Here is a 17,957-nt window from a genome sequence, read left to right as displayed (position 1 = left end):
TTACTCGGTTCCGATAGTGAGGTAAGATAGATCCCGCCTGATCTCGGTACCCTATATAGCCTGTGGGCTTGCTTATGATCCGCCTGTACGACGGCGTTGGTTGTTCGGCTTCTTCGTATTTTGGCTTTTCAGTGTTTTGGTGGAACCGCCTTGAAAGCCGCCCTGCTGTGAAGCACCGGACTGCTGTTTTTTTTGTGCCAGCTTTTCGCGAATGGCATCTGCGAGATTAATTTTACGTGGTTCCTTAGCATCGCTCATGTATAAATTCCTCCTGTTGCCGCCAGATTCATGTCAATCATGCTGGATTGAAGAAAAACGCGGCTGTGTCCTCATTTTATACGTTTTTAAAAGAAGGGACAAGGGCAACAATGATAACACACCACAGGGGTGGGGTAGGGGAGAAAGATTTGTTTTTGCATGAAGGAAAAAAAGTTTTGTGTAACCTACAGGAATGGGGCCTGGCAATACTTTTTCATGGTTCCTACAGCGATGTATAGCGGAAAGACTGTTTCTCTAGACCCACACAAAGTTCGTCTGTTATCCTGAAAATAACAGTTAACCACAGAAAAAGTTGTTATTTATTTAGGGCAGCTGTGCTGCTGGTTGGAAGGGGAGTGTAAAGGCAGCTAAGCTGCTATTTTTATTTTTAAGCAGATCTTTATGCTGCGAACATTATATTTGAAGGAGTGTCCTTTGCTGTGGTAAATGTCTATGATGAAATACGAAAAGGTGAGCGAGGGGCGTGGGTGAGCATTGCTGCTTATCTTTTACTGTCCGTCTTTAAGCTGATTAGCGGATATTTATTTGCCTCTAGCGCGTTGCTGGCCGATGGATTCAACAACGTCACCGATATTGTGGTGTCGGTTGCTGTATTAATTGGTTTGAGAATTTCGCAAAAACCGCCAGATTCCGACCATGCCTATGGACATTTTCGAGCCGAAACGATCGCGGCGCTGCTGGCGTCCTTTATTATGGCTGCTGTTGGTTTGCAGGTGCTGATTGACGGAGTCGTAAGCATTTTTAAGGGAGGCAAGCAAACACCGGATATTACCTCGGCGGGGGTGGCTGTAATTTGTGCAGTAATTATGTTCGGGGTGTACCTGTACAATAACAGGCTGGCTCGGCAAATCAACAACAAGGCGTTGCTGGCTGCGGCCAAGGATAATTTATCAGATGCACTCGTCAGTGTTGGAGCAGCAGTGGGCATTATCGGCGCACAGTTCGGGCTGCCGTGGTTAGATACTGTAGCGGCGATTGTGGTAGGATTCATCATTTGTAAAACAGCGTGGGAGATTTTTAGGGATTCCACACATAGCCTGACTGATGGATTTGATGAGCAAGAACTGTCCGACTTACGGAGTACGATTGCTCTTATACCTGGAGTAGAGGGAATTCGTGACGTTAAGGCACGGGTACACGGTAACCATGCGTTGGTGGATGTGGTCATTGAGGTGAATCCGCAGCTCAGTCTGATCGAAGGGCATCGGATTAGCGACCGGATCGAGGAACGTCTACAAGAGGTTCATAATACAATGCATGTTCATGTCCATGTAGAACCTAAATTATAGATTAATTATTAAATAATTAGTATAAAAAGTGACTTTAGACCTATATAAAAAAAGGTGTACACGCTATCTTTTGTGACGTTTGGATTATATCTCTCTTCCTGCTGCTTTTACTATAATGAAGGCATGTCCGGCTATATTCGTCGGAATTGAGCTCTTCAAATTCGTAAAAACAGCCAGGAGGTGCAACATTGAGAAGACGCGTGATGGGAATGCTCATGACGTCAGCCGCGCTGTTGACAGCAATTCATGTGGCGCCAGGTCAGGTTGACGCAGCGGCATCGACAGGACAGAAGGCGGTTATTCAGGCGGCTGTAAAGCTTAGATCTGATCCTTCAACTACGGGCGATGTAGTCAGCTTTATGAAGCAGGGAGAGGCCGTAACGGTATTGGAGAAAACGAACAGCTATTGGTATAAGATCAAGACTTCTGATGGAGTAACCGGCTATACAAGCAGCTCTGACAAGTACATAAAAGTTGGCGCTACCAGCGTCGCTGCTGCTGCCACCCCGTCCGTCAGCCGTAAAACGGAAGCTGCTGAGCCAGCTAAAAATGTTTCAACTAAAGAGGCTTCGGCTTCAGTGAATAGTTCTGCCGGTCAAACGAAAGCTACGATTCAAACGTCCGTTCGTTTGCGGGCGGAGGCATCCACTTCTTCCGATGTTCTGGGCTATATGAATACAGGGGATGTCGTTACGATTACCGATCCTAGTAACGCTTATTGGTTCAAGGTCACTACTGCTGATGGTACAGTAGGTTATGTCAGCTCATCTCCACAATATATTCGTATTGGTGAGGGCGTTGTTGTGCAGCAGCCTGTGGCTTCTTCGGCTGCACCTGCTTCAGATCCTACTGCTTTACCTGCGGTTGCGTCTCCTGTATCGACGGTTAGCTTGCTTTCCGGCGATGCAGCGGCTTCAATCGAACAGGTTATTGACACAGGCATGACTTATCTTGGGACACCTTATGAATATGGTTCTGATCGCAACAGTACGGCTACTTTTGATTGCTCGGCATTTACTCGCCAAATCTTCCGTCAGGCTGTAGGTATCCAGCTTCCGGCAGATTCTCGTTCACAGGGGGAGTGGATCAAGCAAAACAGTCAGCCGAAAACGGATATGACTACACTGAAGCGTGGCGATCTGCTCTTTTTTACAAATTATAATGCATCTTCCGGGGCGTACACGTCCTTGGACAATTCCTCCCAAACGATTACTCATGTCGCTGTATACTTGGGAGACAACAAGCTTCTCCATACGTTTTCTGTAGCAGCTGGCGGTGTTAAAGTTACGGATTTCAGCAAGCCTTGGCAGGACCGTTTCCTGTTTGGGGGCAGCGTGATCCAATAAAAACGTCGTTCACTGTTAAAAGTTGCATCAAAAAAGGATGTTCCACAGCCCTTTAACCAGGGTGGGAACATCCTTTTTTGATAAGCATATGATACATATCACTTTTGCGTGTAGCTATCATCGAGTGCTACGAAGCTCGTTTTCGTCCGGTAAAGAGAGAAATAACGAATAAGACCAAAAATAGCACAAATAACATTTTGGCTATTGTAGCTGCTACGGAGACGACGATACCAAAAAAACCTAAAATCCCGGCGATCACAGCAAAAACTAAGAATAAAGCCGACCATTTCAGCATGTTCTGTATCCTCCTTTGATTGTATATAATGTGGCATACTCGCGCCCCGATAGAGCGTGGTAGCAGATGACGGTGACTTCTACAGATTAAGTGTGGCTGTGCCATCATTATACGTTGTTTTAAACGGTGCGAGGGCCCGTGAATCATAACCTTTGGAGCACAAGAAGATACCAGTCTGGACGTTGTTTCGTGTCCGAATGTAGAGGGTAACTATGCAGTAATCATAAACATCATCGTGAAAGACGAAAGAGAGGTTACGCTATGTTAACACAGGTCAGCATTTTTATTATTGCTATCGCATTTGCCGTTCTCGTTATTTACCTTATTAAGACATTGAAAGCAGCTCAAGGTTCTCTAGATAAGGTAACTCAAACCTTGCAGGAAGTACAAAAGACAGTCGATGAACTAAGTTATGAAGTAAAACAAACGGTTCGACATGCAAATGACATCACCGCAGACGTTGATCATAAATTGAAGCAAGTGGAACCTGTGATGGAGTCGGTTAAAAACCTGGGGGAGGTACTCAGCGAAGTGACACTGGCCGCCAAGCAGGCTTCAACAGCGTTAATGACACGCCTGCAGAAGCCACGTAGCACTGCGAGCAGCACCTCCAGAACGGAGAAGGCGATCAGGTCAACGGCATCGAACAGACCTTTGACTGCAACAGAGCGGACGGTTCAGAGCTACAACGCCACTTATGGGGAACCTGCGGGCAAGCCGGCTAAAAACTGGCTGGGCTATGTAGATATCGCTGCTGGGGTGTGGCAGAAAATGCGTCAGTAGTATAGCGCTGAACCGTAAACTATAGGAAATTCATTGAAAGGGTGAGAATTATGATGAAGACACTATTACTAACCGCTGGTTTGCTCACTCCCTTTTCCGGACAGGATACGGTTCAGCAAACCGTTTCCCCGCAGACAGCGGGGCATATGGTAAGGGCTGTTCAAACGATAACAGCTCCACATGCTGTACCAGCTGATTTTCAAACCTTAAATGGCATATCTCTGGATGATACACGTGCAGATGTATTGAAAAAACTGGGTAAGCCACTTCGAGTCAAGAAGGACATGCTGCTGCTTTCTACAGAATACGAATATCCAGATGTCACCGTAGGTATGCGTGAAGACGTTGTTTCTTATGTGCATGTAGATCCGGCTGCTGGTAGAATCAAGGTGAACGATAAGTGGCTGCCGCTGCAACGGAAAACGCTGGATCAGGCGCTGGGAGGCTCACAATTTACGGCAGAAGACGGAGAAGTGTATGTGCGTGGACAGCGTGCGATCAAAGTGTTTACAGATAAGACGTCTGACAAGCCAAAGTATGTTGAGTTTTTTGATGAAACAGAGTGGTGATTGATTTTTTCGAGCCGTGACATCATATGGAAGTTTCAAATGGATGCATGAAGTGTAATAGTCAGAGAAGTCAATCCTTAAAGGAGCGTGAGAAACATGAATCAGACCAATCATAAATCTTATGCCAAGGTGGTAGAGAACGGTGTACAAGCTGTTGAAGCTGTGAATGAGTTGCGTAACACGGGCTATCGTTATGAGGATGTGTTCGTGCTCGCTCATGATCAGGATCGGACGGATCGTATCGCCGATACGGTAGCAGCCAAGGAAATCGGGATTAAGGAAGAAGGCGTCTTCGACTCCTTAGCGAATTTGTTCCGTTCCCGGGGCGATGAGCTTCGTGCCAAAATTACTTCCTTGGGTTTTACAGATACGGAAGCAGATTTTTATGAGAAAGAATTGGATCAGGGTAAAGTGCTGGTGATTGCGAGAAAAGCGTGATATTGCCAGTTCATCATATGAATCAAAACAGGCTTGGATTTGAAAAAGAGGATGTTGGCCGCACACAAGTGTTTCGCGGGTCCTCCAAAAACATAGATAAGGAATGGGGCTCCAGCCTCATTCCTTATCTATGTTTTTGGAATGCCTGCTTACGGAAACGCTATTTCTAATCAACCAGGGTGTTGCCCCCTAAGCAGGTATAGTATAATACATGGGTTACAGATAAGGAGAGAGCAATGAGAATTCTAATTGTTGACGATAATCCAACGAATGTCATTATTATTCGTGAAATACTGAAAAAAGAAAATTATCGCGATGTGATCTCTGCCAGCTCGGCCGCAGAAATGCTGGAGCATTTGGGAATCGGGGACCGTACCATTAGTCTCAGGCCCCGTCCTTCGGATATTGATTTGGTGCTGCTGGATATGATGATGCCTGAGATGGACGGCATTGAGGCTTGTAGTATTGTGCAGGAATATGAGCATCTAAAAGATATTCCGATTATTATGGTCACCGCTGTAGGGGATTCTAAAAAATTGGCCGAAGCTCTGGATGTGGGGGCCGTCGATTATGTTACAAAGCCGATCAACAAGGTTGAGCTAATGGCTCGAATTCGATCTGCCTTGCGTCTCAAGCAGGAAAAGGACTGGCATAAGGATCGGGATCAGCGTATTCAGGATGAATTGAAGCTGGCTGCGATGGTGCAGCAGGCGGTGCTTAGTCCTGCCATTCAGGACCCAATGCTACAAGCGAATGCACTGTACCAGCCTTCCTTTGAACTGGCGGGAGATTTATATTCATGGTATCCGCTGGGAGAAGGGAGATATGCCATCATTTTGCTCGATATGATGGGCCATGGCATTTCTTCTTCTCTGTTTTGCATGTTCATCGCGTCTGTACTCAAGGATACGGTGACCACGTATGTGGAGCCGGAGAAGGTCATACAAGAGCTGAATCGTCGTTTTAATCAACTGGACCTGGGTAAGCAGCTGGTACAGTATTATTTTACGGCGATTTATATGGTGATTGATACTCGTTCACGGCGAATTGACTATGTAAATGCAGGGCATCCTCCCGGCTTGCTGTTCAATCAGGACGGTAGCATAACCAAATTAGACCGTGCGTGTAGCCCGGTCGGATTGTTTGATAAAATTGATGCAGAGATGCACACGATTTATTACGAAGGAACTGGGCATATCGCTTTGTATACAGATGGCTTGCTGGAGACGGTAGAAGGTGAATATGAGGAACAATTGGAGTATCTGACTGCCTGTCTGCGCAAGTATGAGGAATGGAATGAAGAAGCGATGCTGGATGCGTTTTTTCATAACGAGGGGCCGCAGGATCGCGATGATGATAAGTGCCTGATCTGGATTTCATTGAAAGAGGGAGAGAGCTTGCATGAAAATCAGAAATAAACTGCTGATTGGCTTTGGATCGCTTATGGCGATCCTCCTTGTGCTGACGCTAATCAGCTATGACCGGATGGGGAGCCTGAATGAACAGCTAAATCAGGTGTACCAAGAACGATATGTGAAGGTCCGGAAAACAACGGCTATACGCGGACAGGTGAACGATATGGCCAAAGTGATGGCCAATCTGATCTTGAATCCCGGTTCCTCTGTCAGCGAGGCCAAACGCGAGCTCGATGATATTTCCGCTACTGGAACGAAAGTGCTGGCTAGTCTGCAGACAGATTCCGGCACCAGTGAAGAGCAACAGCAGATTGATCGGGTGGCTGCTGCATGGAAAGACTTCATAAACTACGAAGAGAGACTCGTTTCCTTATTGGGGCAAGACCGTATTGAGGAGGCTAATGCTTTCCGTAATAGTACAGGTCTGCCTGCTCAAGAGGAGGCGATGGACAGTATTAATACCCTTGCCGTTTTTCAGGACCGGGAGATTGATAACGATATGAAGCAAGCCAATCGGGCGTATGAGGAATCTGTACAGATTACCACAATCCTGATGGCTGCTGGTCTGATCATGGGCTTACTGGTTATTTTGTGGGTGCTCCCGAGCATTGCCAAAGGTCTAAATACCGTTAACCTCATGATGAGTGGGTTTGGCAAAGGGAAGTACAGGGCTATCAGCCGGATGAGTGTGGCCTCCAAAGATGAAATTGGAGAGGTTGCTCGTGTATTTCAACAAATGGCTGGAGACCTGGATGAAAAAAGGAAATTCGAGCATTCCGTCCTTCAAACGCAGAAGGACCAAACTTGGCTTAATGCCAATACTGCGCGGGTGACTGAGCTGTTTCGCGGTGTGAATTCACTGGAGCAGGTGGCTCAAATGTTCATTAGTGAATTTACGCCTATTCTGGGAGGCAGCTACGGAGCCATTTATCTGCAAGGGAAAGACGTAGATGACCACCGATTTAGGTTGTATGGCTCCTACGCCAAGGTGACTGGCGAAGGCTCGATCAGAGACGTTATCCAAGTGGGCGAAGGTTTGCTTGGGCAGTGTGTCCTGGATCGTAAGCCGATCTTGATTACAGAGGCGCCTGAAGGGTACTTGTCCATTGGCTCCGCTCTAGGAGAAAGTAAGCCGGTGGGAATTATGATTTTTCCTATTATGTTCGAGGATGAATGCATTGGTGCTATAGAAATAGCGTCACTGGATCGCTTCACTGAGCTGGAAACGAAGCTGTTTGCACAGTTAGTGGAGAGCTTGGGGATCATTTTGAACAATATCAAGGGACGGATGCGGGTTGAGCAGCTGTTGCGCGAATCGCAGGCACTTACCGAGGAATTGCAATGTCAGTCTGAAGAGCTACAAACTCAGCAAGAAGAACTCAAGCGTTCCAATGAGAATTTGGAGGAGCAAACAGAGGAACTTAAGCGTTCCGAGGAATTATTACAGCGTCAACAGGAAGAATTGGAGCACTTTAATACCGAACTGATTGCCAAAACGAGAGCACTGGAAGAACAGGTTCGAGAAGTGGAAGAAAAGAACGATGAAATCGAACGTGCGCGTGCCCAGTTGGAACAGCAGGCGATGCAGCTGGGGATCACAAGCAAATACAAATCCGAGTTTTTGGCCAATATGTCGCATGAATTGCGTACTCCGCTAAATAGCTTGCTCATTCTTTCTCAGCTGCTGTCTGAGAACAAGGAAGGCAATCTTAAGCCGAAACAGGTGGAATATGCACAAACCATTTATATGTCAGGCGCGGATTTGTTAAAAATGATTGATGAAATTCTGGATTTATCCAAAGTCGATGCTGGAAAAATGGATATTAACCATGAAACGATTCATTTGAAGGAGCTGGAGCTATTTGTAGAGCAGAATTTTGCTCCGGTTGCAGCCAAACGTGAGCTTGATTTGCATACCGAAATCGAAGAGAATTTGCCAGATGCTATTATTAGTGACGGTTATCGTCTCAAACAAATTTTACGTAATTTGCTGTCCAATGCATTCAAGTTCACCACGGAAGGTTCTATTCGATTCAAAGTATCTCGGGCAAACGGAGAGCAGCTCCCGGGAATGCTAAACCCACGAAAATCCTATCTGGCTCTATCTGTGCGTGATACGGGCATCGGGATTGCTTCAGATAAAACAGATCTGATCTTTGAAGCCTTCCAGCAGGTAGACGGTACGACTAGCCGAAAATATGGAGGAACAGGGCTGGGGCTGTCAATTAGTCGTGAGCTTTCCAAATTGTTGGGCGGGGCTATTACGGTGGAATCCGAGCAGGGACAGGGCAGCTGCTTCACACTGTATTTGCCGGAGCAAACGCCTACCGCTAAGGATATGGATTCTCATTCGAGCGAGGCGCTTAACAATGCAGATGTGCATTCGGATTTTGAGGATGCCGCTGCTTCGGCTGAAGCAGATATGCCAATGATTATGCCTGCTGAACGCTTACCGCTGTATCAGATGCCTGTGAAGAGTCGAGCGGAGGATATTATACATCCGGGTGATGATCGAAATGAGATTACCCCGCAGGATAAAGTGCTGCTGATTATAGAGGATGATATTAATTTTGCTAATATTTTGTACGACATGGCCCGCAGTCGGGGCTTTAAGGCACTGATCGCTCTCAAAGGAGACGATGGGCTGAACATGGCTCATTCTTATTTGCCGGACGCTATTATATTAGATATTCAGTTACCTGTGATGGATGGCTGGTCCATTTTGGGCGAGCTAAAAGGAAATTCATCGACACGACATATCCCGGTACATGTTATTTCGGTCATAGATGATGTCAAGCAGGGCTTGATGATGGGCGCGATTGCCTATCTCAAAAAGCCTTCCTCGAAGGAGAGCCTGGATAAGGCATTTTCACATATAAAATCGTATACGGACCAAATGGTAAAACGCCTCCTTGTGGTGGAGGATGATGATAATCAGCGCAAGTCCATTATTGAGCTCATCGACCATGATGATGTGGCCATTACGGCGGTATCGACAGGTAAAGAAGCACTGAAGGAGCTGGCTACCCAGCGTTATGACTGCATGGTACTGGACCTAATGCTGAGCGACATGACAGGCTTTGAGTTGCTGGATCGCATTCGGGAAAATGAGCAGCTCACCGATCTGCCGATCATTATTTATACAGGCAAAGATCTGGATAGTAAGGAAGAAACACAACTTCGAAAATATGCAGAGTCGATTATTATTAAGGATGTCAAATCACCTGAACGACTTTTGGATGAGACTACATTGTTCCTGCATCGGGTGGAGGCAAATCTTCCTGAGGACAAACGTAAAATTTTGCAGAAACTTTATAACAAGGAAGAGCTGTTTGAAGGCAAAAAAATATTGTTGGTAGACGATGATATTCGTAACGTCTTTGCACTGTCCAGTGTGCTGGAAAGCTATCGTATGGAAGTTACCTTTGCGGAAAATGGAAGGGAAGCATTGGAACTGCTTGAACAGACGCCGGATTTTGATCTGGTGCTGATGGATATGATGATGCCGGAAATGGATGGATATGAGGCGATGCGACGTATCCGGTTAATGCCACAGTTCGAGAAGTTGCCTATTATTGCTCTGACAGCCAAGGCGATGAAGGATGATCGTTCCAAGTGTATTGAGGCAGGCGCTTCCGATTATGTAAAAAAACCGATTCAAACCGAACAACTTTTATCATTAATGCGGGTGTGGTTGTATTCGTAATCCAAAAAAATGGGTAATATAAAACGACACATGATTGAGAGCGGTACAGGCAAAACCTATTTAGGAATTGGAGAGAGATTATGACATCGAAGGATATGGCGGATAATGCTGCTAATGAAGTGAAATCGAATGACAATGAGCGGGAAATGATTGAGATTGAGCTGTTGCTGGAAGGTATACATCGGCTGTACGGCTACGATTTTCGCAACTACGCTCTGCCATCGATCAAGCGGCGTATTTATTATCATGCGCAGTCCGAAAATGTAGGCACAATATCAGGACTTCAGGAGAAGGTGCTGCATGATCGCAGCGCCTTCGATAGACTGGTACAGAGTCTTTCTATTCCGGTGACCGAGATGTTTCGCGACCCGGATCTGTTTCTAAATTTTAGGCGAAAAATTATTCCTATTTTACGAACGTATCCGTATATCCGAATATGGCATGCAGGTTGCTCCACAGGTGAGGAAGTATACTCTATGGCAATCTTGCTGCATGAGGAAGGCTTATATGACAAGGCCCGTATTTATGCGACGGATATGAATAACCTGTCTTTACAGCAAGCGAAGGAAGGCGTTTATGGGATTGACCGAATGAAGCTGTATACCAAAAATTATTTGGAATCGGGGGGCACGCAATCGTTCTCTGAATATTATACAGCCAAGTATGATTCGGTAATGTTTCATCCCTTTTTACGAAAAAATATTATTTTTGCTGAGCACAATTTAGCGACAGACCGGTCCTTTAACGAGTTCAATGTTATTTTTTGCCGGAATGTTATGATTTATTTTAACGATGAACTTCGCAACCACGTACATGGGTTGTTTTATGATAGCTTGAGTCATTTTGGTGTGTTGGTGCTTGGGGCCAAGGAATCCATACATTTTACCGATTATAGTGATTCCTACGAGCCGCTGGACCGGGTAGAGAAAATATACCGGAAGATTAAATAGAGATGCTTAGGAGGATTCCATGGGGCTTCATGAACCGATTCATATATTGCTGGTAGATGATAGACCTGAGAACCTGCTCGCTCTTGAGGCAGTGCTGGAGAGTGAACAATATAATCTGGTAAAGGCCACATCTGGGGAAGAAGCGTTGCGATGTCTATTAAAAGATGAATTTGCGCTCGTTGTCCTTGATGTGCAAATGCCGGGTATGGATGGAATTGAGACTGCAAAGCTAATCAAGGCCAGAGAGAAGACAAAGGATATTCCGATTATCTTTATTTCAGCTAACAGCAAGGAAGCGGAGCATTTGTTTGCGGGATATTCAGCGGGCGGTATTGATTATATGGTGAAGCCGTTCATTCCTCAAATTCTCAAGTCCAAAATTGAAGGCTTTGTACAGATGTATCTGACAAACAAGCGCTTGAAAACTCAGTCCATGCTGCTTCACCAGAAGACGCAGGAGCTGGAAAAGATGAACAGCGAACTGATTGCTGCCAAGGAGGCGGCAGAGATTGCCGCCAATGCCAAAACTGAATTTTTGGCAATGATGAGCCATGAAATTCGCACGCCTATGAACGGTGTTATTGGCATGATTGATCTACTGATGGAGACAGAGCTGCAAAATGATCAACAGGAATATGCCGATATCATCCGCCGCAGTGCAGACGCGCTGGTCGCGGTCATTAATGATATTCTGGACTTTACCAAGCTGGAGTCAGGCAAGATGGAGGTTGAGGAATATCCATTTGATTTGGTTTCCTGTATCAAGGAAGTTTTCAGCCTGTTTACGGTAGAGGTGAACCGCAAAAATTTGGAGCTGGTTTATTTTCTCGATGAACAGATGCCTCCCGTGTTATATGGAGATATGGGAAGGTTGCGCCAAGTACTGATTAACTTGGTTTCCAATGCTGTCAAATTTACAGACCAAGGCGGGGTATATGTCTTTGCATCTGTAAAAGAGCGTAGCGACAATGGGCTCACGGTTGAGTTTTCTGTAAAGGATACAGGGATTGGTATTGATCCTGCCAAGGTTGGAAAGCTATTTCACCCTTTTTCCCAGCTGGATTCTTCAATGACACGCAAATATGGCGGAACGGGTCTGGGACTCGCTATTTGCAAAACCTTGGTGAATATGATGGGCGGAGATATCCGCGTGGATACGAGTGCAGAACAGGGTGTGACATTTCATTTTACAATGAAGCTTGGCTTTGCTAAGGAAAATGAACTGGAGGGGGAGTCCAGTCACGATTGGGAAATTCCATCTCAGGAGCCCCCCACCCATAAACCTGTACTAGTCGTGGATGACCATCCCATCAATCAGAAGCTGATGGTGAATATACTGGATAAGCTTGGTTTGGCTTCAGACGTGGCCGCAGATGGACAGCAGGCGCTTGATATGGTCATTGCAAATCAAGATTACGACTATATCTTTATGGACTTGCAGATGCCTGTAATGGACGGTCTGGAGTGTACAGGTAGAGTACGTGAACAATTGGCGGGAAGATCTCAACCTGCCATTATCGCTATGACGGCTAACGTCATGGAGGGAATTCAGCCCCGATGTATTGAAGCTGGGATGAATGATTATATTAGCAAGCCCGTTAAAATCAGCAGTGTAAAACAAGTGTTGCTTCGGCATTCTCCGGACCATTTTCCAATGCAGCCAGGTAAAGATCGAATCAATGAAGCTTAGCTGGTGTTATTTAACAGGTGGATAAAAAGATATAACGTGATTCAAACGGTCGTATATTGGGTTAGTATGTAGGGAAATCTTTTTTTGGGAGAGTAGGCCTATGAATACAAATAAAAATGAGAAGTTCAATGCGATCACAGAAACAGCAGATGGTGTAAATACCGTGTATCTGAGTGGAGAATTGGATCTTTCGGTAGCACCTGATTTCCGTCTGGTCATGGAGCCTTTAGTGGGGGAATCCAGCCAGGATTTGATTGTGAACTTGAGAGACCTTAAATACATTGACAGCACAGGCATTGGTATTTTGTTATCCATTTTAAAAGCAAGGCATGGGATGGAGTCCCGGTTTACAGTTCAAGAGGTACCGCCTCAGATTCAGAAGCTGTTTGATATGACCGGTATTGCCAAATTCTTTGCCCCCCAGGAGAATTCCCAATAGGAAAGGAAAGAAAAAGAAATGAATGCTCAAATTCAAAAAGTAGTTCTTAATTTGCCGGCCACAGCTGACTTTGTTGATATTGTAAGGTTAAATTTATACGGTATTGCTGCGAAAATGGGATTCTCTTATGAGGATATTGAAGACATGAAAGTGGCGGTATCGGAAGCCTGTAATAACTCTGTTCTTTATGCATACGGTCATGAGGGAGGAGTCGTGGAAGTAACATTCGAATTTGACGAAGCTTCGTTGTCCATTCGTGTCAAAGATGAAGGGGAGAGCTTTGAACGTGTGGAAGACCCGACCCGTATCGCATCCCTGCATGACAAGGAGTTGAATGATGCGCAGATCGGTGGATTAGGCTTTTATCTCATGCAGGCGCTTATGGACGATGTTCATATCTTGAATGAGACAGGAAAAGGCACCGAAGTGGTGTTGGTAAAGCGCCTGACCAGAAGTGAGGAAACAGTATGAATGAAAAGGTAACTCCCCCGGAGTCGATGGACGAAGCCGTTGGTCTAATCTGGGAGTACCAGCAAACCAAAGATAACGAAATTGCTACCGTGCTGATCCGCAAGTATGAGCCTATGGTCAAGATGGCTGCCGGGAAGATATCCCGTAACCGTCCGGACTTATACGAGGATTTATATCAGACCGGTCAGATGGCTTTGATACGTCTGCTCCAGCAATACGATATCAGCTTGGGTATCCCATTTGAGCCGTACGCTATGAAAAGTATGCTGGGACATATGAAAAATTATTTGCGCGATAAATCTTGGTACATACAGGTTCCACGCCGTATCAAGGAAAAGGGTGCGCTTGTTCAACATGCCATTGATGAGCTGACTGTCAAATTAGAACGCTCACCCAATGTAAATGAGATCGCGGAGTATCTGGATCTTACCGTTGAGGAAACGATCGAGGTGCTTGCTGGTCGCGAGTGCTACCACTATGTTTCACTGGACTCGCCATTATCCCAGGAAGAGAGTGCAGCTACGTTAGGTGAGCTCATTAGCTCGGATGCTAACGATTTTGACACGGTGGAAAAACGGATGGATCTTCAGCAGGCTTTAAGCCAACTGAAAGAGCAGGAACAGAAAGTGCTTCTTCTGGCGTTTCAGGATGGTCAATCTCAACGTGCGATTGCGCAGACGTTGGGTGTATCGCAGATGAGTGTTTCCCGTATTCAGAAGCGGGCAACAGAGAAGTTGAAGCAGATTATGTCTAATTCCTCTATTTCATGAGAAGATCGCTGAATTTATGGTTTACAATATTTCACGTCCCATCGTAAGGACACGTTATTCCAATTAGGGAAGCGTGTCCTTTTTTATAAAGCGGAAAAAACAAAGAAAGGATGGAATCCATGACAGCATTTGAACAGATTTCTGCCTTTCGTGGAGGATGGGAATGGTGGGACATCTGTGCTGCGGACTGGCAGGATTCGGTCATACAGCACTTGAAGGAGAAGATTCCAGAGGCCGCAGAGTGGCTGGATAAGGTAGAGGACATTCCATCCAGTTTTATTTCTGTGCGCTTTCCAGATGGCAATCAGCCATTGATGTGCGGATCATTGATCTACTCCGTTCAGGAGGAGATCGACAGTCAGCGCAATTGCAACAAGTTTTATTTTCTAGTCCTAAACCAGAAGTTAGTGACCTTAAATCTGGACCAAAATACCCGTGAAATTATGCATACTGCAGAACGACAAACGATGCTGGAGCAGTGTAAGGATGCAGCTGATGGCATGTTCGTATTGGCGAGAGCCGTGCTTCATTATTTTCATACGGGTATGGATAAGTTTGAGATCAACCTGAGAAGACTGGAAGAGGACATGGAGAAAAGGAATGCACGCACGCTGATGGATTCTATATTGAATGCGCGTTTTGAATTGTTGTATTGGAGCAATATGTTTATTCCTTTTTCAGAGCTGGTCACGGCTTCCCGCGAAGCTTATCTGGATAAGCTGGAGGAAAATCGATTTTTTAAACAGTTATTGTACCGTGTCACTCGGATGGAGGGACTATTCCGTCATTATGAAAAGGAAATCGACACACTGATCTCTATTGATGACGCCATTTCTGCATTTAGGGGCAATGAGATTACGAAGACGCTCACGATTGTGACCGCTGTATTTACGCCTGCCACTGTGGTGGGAGCTATTTGGGGTATGAACTTTGAAAATCTGCCTTGGATTAAAACAGGCTGGGGCTTCACCTTCGTGATAATCGCTACTCTGCTAAGTATGGCGGGGATGTACGGCTGGCTGATGATGAAGGGGTGGACAGGAGATTTATTAAAAACGAACAAGCGCAACAAATTGTAGCGGTTGCTTATAACATTTACAATGTATAGCTAAAAAACGATCCTTCGTCACCGGTATAGGCTTCTAAAATACCTACGGTTACGAAAGATCGTTTTTTATAGGGATAGGGGAGGCAATTACTTAGTACCTTGACTCATTTTGATATATCCTAATAATTCGGCGATGAAATCCCCGATGACCGGAAGATTTAACTGTACCAGGAAGCTGAGCAACCAAGCCAGTAAGGCGAGTATAACGACTGTACCCAGCGTAAGGCCAAGACCACGTGAAATCCCAGCCGTCAGATTGCTGATAATTCTTCTTTTCGTGCTGGAGTAGTTCTCTATAATATCTTTGAATTCTGCCTTTTCCAATGTATCTGCGATTTGATCCAAGCGTTTGTTAAGCCGCTTAACCTCATGACGCAGCTCAAAAGGATGTTCATTCACATCAAAATCTTTTTCATGATCATGCTTTTTAACATGAGTAGCAGAGGCCTGCTTGGATGAAACTTCATCTGGTTGATCGTGTGCCTGTAGAGGATGAAAGGTTCTTTTGTTGTTCCGGGCAAGATCATCTCCATAGGAGCTTGGTTTGTTCATTGTCATCCCAGCCTTTCTATCATTTAAAAACAGCCAGCTTCTTGCATGCTGGCTGTTCAGTGTTTGAAGCTCATTTTGGTTGTATTGGTAATGTGCTCCTATTAGGAATTTGCATTTAATTGTTTCTTAGTGTCCTTGGCTGCTTGAGCCGTTGCATCCATAACTTCTTTATCTGCTTTGGCCGCTTCATTAGCAACATCCGCAGAGGCATTAGTTACGCTGGATACGATGTTATCTTTGCTCTCGGCTACCGTTTTGGCTACATCTGCTGTTTTAGTGGAAACGGTTTTGGCCAAATCCGTCGCTTTGCTGCTGACCACGGATGCGACATCCTTAGTTTTATCGGAGACTACCGTCATTTTTTCGGACAAATCGCTACGCAAATCGCGGCCTGGTTTTGGAGCGAACAGCAGGGCTGCTGCAGCACCAATCAAACCTCCAATGAATAAACCCTTTGCAAAACCTGAAGTGCTTGCCATATTTTGATTGTCGATGTTACTCATGATAGATCACTCCTTTTATAGAATAAAAATATATATAAATTTTAGGTAGCCCTTCTTAATAGCCTGGACACAAGTCCGAGCAAGAACACGAACAATGCGGTTCCAAGTATGGCTGGAATGACTGCAAAATCTCCGATGACTGGACCCCAATCCCCTAGGATCATAGCGCCGAGCCAAGCACCTACAAATCCAGCAATCATAGAGCCCGCTATGCCGCCTGGCATTTCATGACCAGCCAGTGCATCGCCAATCAATCCGATAATAATAGCCATTACAATACTTAGGACAATTCCCCACACCAGAATCGCCTCCTTTATCCTGAGTTCACACAACGATAATGTTTTTGATGAATACTGAGCTTTGTTATTTCTTCGCCTTGCTTACTTCGTATATAAACGTCGTGACCCTGAGTGAAACAAAAAACCACCATGGAGTGCTTATGGACAAGGGGGGAGATGAAGGAGAGGCACTACAGGCGTGCTCGCCAATAGACCACGGGAACGGTAAATACCAGCCAGATCATACCTGCAATATAGCCGCCTGCAATGTCGGTAGGAAAATGAACTCCTAAATATACACGGCTGAGGCCAATCAAGAAAATGAGCAGTGCACCAAGCACACATGGAAGGAAGAATGTACGCTTATTCATTTTTCGTTCGATAGCCCAAATGGCAAATATCATCCCGTAAAATCCCATAGAAACCATAGCATGACCACTGGGGAAACTGTAACCTCCTGCTTCAACCAAATGTTGAAGTGAGGGGCGTTCACGTTGTAAAAGCTCTTTTATGACCGTATTTAGCACCCACATCGCCGTAAAGCTGCTTAGGATGGCAAAGGAATACGCTTTTGAACGGAAATAGACCCAGCACAAGGTTGCGATACCGAGGGCAATGAGTAAAGATACGCGGAATGAGCCCAACGATGTAATGAATATAGCGACGGGCAGCAGTCGGTAATGAGCAGCAGCTGTGTTTGGAAAAACAATATTCTGAATGCGCTCATCCCAATATAGAAAAGGAGCTGTGCCAATCCATCTTACAGAATAGGCAATAAGCAGCAAGACAGCGATCATGATAATAGATGCAGACAGACTGTGGCGCAAATAGCTTGGCAAGAACCGGAATCGTTGAGGCTCATGGGATAGCATATGTAGTAAACCGCCTCCTTATGGCTGTAATAGATTCATTTTGTGTACTATTAACTTAACGAATAATGGACTTCAGAGCAAAACCAGACAGAGACAATAGGCTGATTGACGCATATAACGGCGGGGTAAAGGGATCGTATTACAGCGTTTGTCAATGCCAGGGCCGAAAGTGGATATAGGAAGCACGAAGCAGGCTGCTTTACG

At 45.4% G+C, this 17,957-nt stretch carries 19 protein-coding genes; 13 read left to right on the top strand and 6 right to left on the bottom strand.

The features are described 5' to 3' along the window. Window positions 1-72 precede the first annotated feature (72 nt). Entirely contained in the window at window positions 73-258 is a 186-nt protein-coding gene (locus tag ABEW32_RS22995; protein WP_016820288.1) for a hypothetical protein, read from the bottom strand. A gap of 440 nt (window positions 259-698) precedes the next feature. Here ABEW32_RS22995 and ABEW32_RS22990 point away from each other — a divergent pair, with 440 nt between their 5' ends. Both ABEW32_RS22990 and ABEW32_RS22985 read left to right on the top strand, forming a co-directional pair. Beyond that, window positions 699-1,568, top strand: coding sequence for a cation diffusion facilitator family transporter (locus tag ABEW32_RS22990; RefSeq protein ID WP_430192139.1), 870 nt, complete (start codon window positions 699-701; stop codon window positions 1,566-1,568). A 188-nt stretch (window positions 1,569-1,756) separates the two neighbouring features. Next, complete coding sequence (locus ABEW32_RS22985; protein WP_430192137.1) at window positions 1,757-2,914, top strand: C40 family peptidase; 1,158 nt, start codon at window positions 1,757-1,759, stop codon at window positions 2,912-2,914. Between the two features lie 127 nt (window positions 2,915-3,041). Here ABEW32_RS22985 and ABEW32_RS22980 read toward each other — a convergent pair whose 3' ends face one another. Further along, complete coding sequence (locus ABEW32_RS22980; RefSeq protein WP_013373051.1) at window positions 3,042-3,209, bottom strand: DUF1328 domain-containing protein; 168 nt, start codon at window positions 3,207-3,209, stop codon at window positions 3,042-3,044. Between the two features lie 261 nt (window positions 3,210-3,470). Here ABEW32_RS22980 and ABEW32_RS22975 point away from each other — a divergent pair, with 261 nt between their 5' ends. The 11 genes from ABEW32_RS22975 (at window position 3,471) to ABEW32_RS22925 (ending at window position 15,519) form a co-directional block, all read left to right on the top strand. Beyond that, window positions 3,471-3,992, top strand: a complete 522-nt coding sequence (locus ABEW32_RS22975) for a DUF948 domain-containing protein (RefSeq protein ID WP_430192135.1) — start codon at window positions 3,471-3,473, stop codon at window positions 3,990-3,992. 50 nt (window positions 3,993-4,042) lie between these two features. Then, on the top strand, window positions 4,043-4,561 hold the full coding sequence (locus ABEW32_RS22970; protein WP_430192133.1) for a hypothetical protein: 519 nt from the start codon (window positions 4,043-4,045) through the stop codon (window positions 4,559-4,561). Between the two features lie 96 nt (window positions 4,562-4,657). Next, a complete protein-coding gene (locus ABEW32_RS22965) occupies window positions 4,658-4,999 on the top strand; it encodes a YflT domain-containing protein (protein WP_430192131.1) in 342 nt (113 codons plus the stop codon). A gap of 236 nt (window positions 5,000-5,235) precedes the next feature. After that, entirely contained in the window at window positions 5,236-6,417 is a 1,182-nt protein-coding gene (locus ABEW32_RS22960; protein WP_430192129.1) for a PP2C family protein-serine/threonine phosphatase, read from the top strand. Beyond that, entirely contained in the window at window positions 6,401-10,120 is a 3,720-nt protein-coding gene (locus ABEW32_RS22955) for a response regulator (protein ID WP_430192127.1), read from the top strand. Before ABEW32_RS22960 ends, ABEW32_RS22955 begins: the two co-directional genes overlap by 17 nt. 80 nt (window positions 10,121-10,200) lie before the next feature. Next, window positions 10,201-11,070 carry a CheR family methyltransferase gene (locus tag ABEW32_RS22950; RefSeq protein WP_430192125.1) on the top strand — a complete coding sequence of 290 codons (870 nt, stop codon included), beginning with the start codon at window positions 10,201-10,203 and terminating at the stop codon, window positions 11,068-11,070. Between the two features lie 19 nt (window positions 11,071-11,089). Then, window positions 11,090-12,760, top strand: a complete 1,671-nt coding sequence (locus ABEW32_RS22945) for a response regulator (protein ID WP_430192123.1) — start codon at window positions 11,090-11,092, stop codon at window positions 12,758-12,760. A 100-nt stretch (window positions 12,761-12,860) separates the two neighbouring features. Then, complete coding sequence (locus ABEW32_RS22940) at window positions 12,861-13,199, top strand: STAS domain-containing protein (protein WP_013373043.1); 339 nt, start codon at window positions 12,861-12,863, stop codon at window positions 13,197-13,199. Window positions 13,200-13,217: 18 nt separating this feature from the next. After that, window positions 13,218-13,670 (top strand): anti-sigma B factor RsbW, encoded by a 453-nt coding sequence (rsbW, locus tag ABEW32_RS22935; protein ID WP_013373042.1) that lies wholly within the window; start codon window positions 13,218-13,220, stop codon window positions 13,668-13,670. Next, window positions 13,667-14,440, top strand: a complete 774-nt coding sequence (locus ABEW32_RS22930) for a sigma-70 family RNA polymerase sigma factor (RefSeq protein WP_013373041.1) — start codon at window positions 13,667-13,669, stop codon at window positions 14,438-14,440. The genes rsbW and ABEW32_RS22930 overlap by 4 nt, the downstream gene beginning before the upstream one ends. A gap of 119 nt (window positions 14,441-14,559) precedes the next feature. Further along, a complete protein-coding gene (locus ABEW32_RS22925; protein WP_430192120.1) occupies window positions 14,560-15,519 on the top strand; it encodes a magnesium transporter CorA family protein in 960 nt (319 codons plus the stop codon). Window positions 15,520-15,635: 116 nt separating this feature from the next. Here ABEW32_RS22925 and ABEW32_RS22920 read toward each other — a convergent pair whose 3' ends face one another. The 4 genes from ABEW32_RS22920 to ABEW32_RS22905 form a co-directional block, all read right to left on the bottom strand. After that, window positions 15,636-16,106 carry a DUF5665 domain-containing protein gene (locus ABEW32_RS22920; RefSeq protein WP_430192118.1) on the bottom strand — a complete coding sequence of 157 codons (471 nt, stop codon included), beginning with the start codon at window positions 16,104-16,106 and terminating at the stop codon, window positions 15,636-15,638. A 95-nt stretch (window positions 16,107-16,201) separates the two neighbouring features. Further along, window positions 16,202-16,603: a YtxH domain-containing protein gene (locus ABEW32_RS22915; protein ID WP_430192116.1), complete on the bottom strand. Its 402-nt coding sequence runs from the start codon at window positions 16,601-16,603 to the stop codon at window positions 16,202-16,204. Between the two features lie 41 nt (window positions 16,604-16,644). Further along, window positions 16,645-16,902 carry a GlsB/YeaQ/YmgE family stress response membrane protein gene (locus ABEW32_RS22910; RefSeq protein ID WP_016820274.1) on the bottom strand — a complete coding sequence of 86 codons (258 nt, stop codon included), beginning with the start codon at window positions 16,900-16,902 and terminating at the stop codon, window positions 16,645-16,647. Between the two features lie 170 nt (window positions 16,903-17,072). Next, entirely contained in the window at window positions 17,073-17,753 is a 681-nt protein-coding gene (locus ABEW32_RS22905) for a phosphatase PAP2 family protein (RefSeq protein ID WP_430192114.1), read from the bottom strand. Between the last annotated feature and the right edge of the window lie 204 nt (window positions 17,754-17,957).

Source organism: Paenibacillus jamilae, assembly GCF_050482105.1.
Lineage (GTDB): Bacteria > Bacillota > Bacilli > Paenibacillales > Paenibacillaceae > Paenibacillus > Paenibacillus jamilae_B.
The sequence above is the reverse complement of the archived record's forward strand: the minus strand, read 5'-3'. Positions and strand labels throughout refer to the sequence as shown.

Coding starts and splice junctions, on each gene's coding strand:
- ABEW32_RS22995 (WP_016820288.1), bottom strand. CDS start 258: ATGAGCGATGCTAAGGAACCACGTAAAATTAATCTCGCAGATGCCATT.
- ABEW32_RS22980 (WP_013373051.1), bottom strand. CDS start 3,209: ATGCTGAAATGGTCGGCTTTATTCTTAGTTTTTGCTGTGATCGCCGGG.
- ABEW32_RS22975 (WP_430192135.1), top strand. CDS start 3,471: ATGTTAACACAGGTCAGCATTTTTATTATTGCTATCGCATTTGCCGTT.
- ABEW32_RS22970 (WP_430192133.1), top strand. CDS start 4,043: ATGATGAAGACACTATTACTAACCGCTGGTTTGCTCACTCCCTTTTCC.
- ABEW32_RS22965 (WP_430192131.1), top strand. CDS start 4,658: ATGAATCAGACCAATCATAAATCTTATGCCAAGGTGGTAGAGAACGGT.
- ABEW32_RS22960 (WP_430192129.1), top strand. CDS start 5,236: ATGAGAATTCTAATTGTTGACGATAATCCAACGAATGTCATTATTATT.
- ABEW32_RS22955 (WP_430192127.1), top strand. CDS start 6,401: ATGAAAATCAGAAATAAACTGCTGATTGGCTTTGGATCGCTTATGGCG.
- ABEW32_RS22950 (WP_430192125.1), top strand. CDS start 10,201: ATGACATCGAAGGATATGGCGGATAATGCTGCTAATGAAGTGAAATCG.
- ABEW32_RS22945 (WP_430192123.1), top strand. CDS start 11,090: ATGGGGCTTCATGAACCGATTCATATATTGCTGGTAGATGATAGACCT.
- ABEW32_RS22940 (WP_013373043.1), top strand. CDS start 12,861: ATGAATACAAATAAAAATGAGAAGTTCAATGCGATCACAGAAACAGCA.
- rsbW (WP_013373042.1), top strand. CDS start 13,218: ATGAATGCTCAAATTCAAAAAGTAGTTCTTAATTTGCCGGCCACAGCT.
- ABEW32_RS22930 (WP_013373041.1), top strand. CDS start 13,667: ATGAATGAAAAGGTAACTCCCCCGGAGTCGATGGACGAAGCCGTTGGT.
- ABEW32_RS22925 (WP_430192120.1), top strand. CDS start 14,560: ATGACAGCATTTGAACAGATTTCTGCCTTTCGTGGAGGATGGGAATGG.
- ABEW32_RS22920 (WP_430192118.1), bottom strand. CDS start 16,106: ATGACAATGAACAAACCAAGCTCCTATGGAGATGATCTTGCCCGGAAC.
- ABEW32_RS22915 (WP_430192116.1), bottom strand. CDS start 16,603: ATGAGTAACATCGACAATCAAAATATGGCAAGCACTTCAGGTTTTGCA.
- ABEW32_RS22905 (WP_430192114.1), bottom strand. CDS start 17,753: ATGCTATCCCATGAGCCTCAACGATTCCGGTTCTTGCCAAGCTATTTG.